Annotated in this window: 2 protein-coding genes; both read left to right on the top strand. The window is 52.7% G+C overall.

The annotated features are described in order from the left end of the window. A partial coding sequence (locus Q362_RS21670) for an RHS repeat-associated core domain-containing protein (protein ID WP_035217157.1) occupies positions 1-1,081 on the top strand: 1,081 nt, incomplete at its 5' end. Positions 1,082-1,349: 268 nt separating this feature from the next. Beyond that, the coding region (locus Q362_RS23945) for an RHS domain-containing protein (RefSeq protein ID WP_035217156.1) at positions 1,350-1,606 on the top strand (257 nt) is incomplete at its 3' end.

The raw sequence follows: 1,606 nt of genomic DNA, 5'->3' as shown, positions 1-1,606 counted from the left end.
CAACCGGACCGCAACCACCGGCCCGTCAGGCGCCTCCACCTACGAATACGCCGAAGGCACCAGCCGGCTGACCCGGATTGACGGCGCCGGGGCGATATCCTTCGCCCATAACGCCAACGGCAACATCACTTCCAAGGGGTATCAGGTTTTCGTCTACAATGCCGACGACCGCCTGAGCCAGGTCCGGCTGGGCAACAACCAGCAAATCGCCGCCTATGTCTACGACCTGCAGGGGAAACGGATCAGAAAGCATGCCGGCCAGACCCGATCCTTCCATTACGACCAAGACGGCCACCTGATCGCCGAGACCGATGACAACGGCAACCTGGTGCGGGGCTATGTCCGGCTCGACGGCCTGCCCCTGGCCATGGTTACCGCCGACGGCTCCATCTACTCTTACCACACCGACCACCTGGGCACGCCCCTGCGCCTGACCGACTCAACCGGCGCCGTGGTCTGGGCCGCCGATTACCAGCCCTTTGGTAGGGCCACCCTCCTGGTCAACACCGTGGAGAACAACCTCCGCTTCCCCGGCCAGTACTTTGACACTGAAACCGGCTTGCATTACAACCTGAACCGGTACTATGATCCCGACACCGGCCGGTATCTCACCCCCGATCCCATCGGGTTGGAGGGTGGCGTCAATGTCTATGCCTATGTCAACAATGATCCGGTGAACTGGGTTGATCCGTGGGGATTATTTAACCCTACCAAAGGTCTAAGCGCTATTGGCAATGCTGCTATTGCTGGTTTTTCAGCGGGATCAGGAACTGTCAAAATCCTTATTGCAGCAGGTGCATCTCCTGCTGCTTTAACAGGAGTCGGTGCGTTGCCACCAACTGCATTGGCAGGGTGGGCTGCTTGGAATTTCAAATCTTCCAAGGCGGCATGGGATAGAGCAGTTAAACAAACGAGAGAATCTTTGTGTGAAGATTGGGGCCAGAGTTCATTAAAAAATTTTTATGGCATGTTGCCACATGGAACAGAGTACGATGACTCAAATGACAAATATACAGGACCTCTTGATTATATAACTAATCAAGGATGGTATAATTTTTTAAAAGATTCTGGGATATTCTAATTATGATAGAAGTGTTAGGCATATTAACAGGTATTCTTATAGCCTTAACAATTATATTATATGCGTTTTGGCTATTATTTTATCGGCTCAAGCACGGTCATTCTAAATCTAAGAGTTTTTTTGAATGGGTAAGGAATATTTTTGAGGCAATTATGGGACTATAATCTGTACAATGCTACCGTTCGTTTGTCTATGACACTGCTGACCAGATTGCCACTTGTAGGCAAACAGGAATAACTGGGGTCGGAGTAAAAATGCTACCGGCGATTTGAACGGCGACGGGCGGGTCAACATCGCCGATTATGCTCTTTTCAGAAGCGAGTACGGCCGGAGCGACTGCTCTTCTGCGGCCGTGTACTTTTACCACACCGACCACCTGGGCACGCCCCGGAAAATGACCGACTCAACCGGCGCCGTGGTCTGGGCCGCGGATTACCAGCCTTTCGGCAGGGCCGACCTCCTGGTGAACACCGTGGAGAACAATCTCCGCTTCCCTGGCCAGTATTTCGATGCCGAAACCGGCTT

This window comes from Desulfobulbus elongatus DSM 2908, from assembly GCF_000621145.1.
Taxonomy (GTDB): domain Bacteria; phylum Desulfobacterota; class Desulfobulbia; order Desulfobulbales; family Desulfobulbaceae; genus Desulfobulbus; species Desulfobulbus elongatus.
This window is presented reverse-complemented; position numbering and strand designations above follow the sequence as displayed.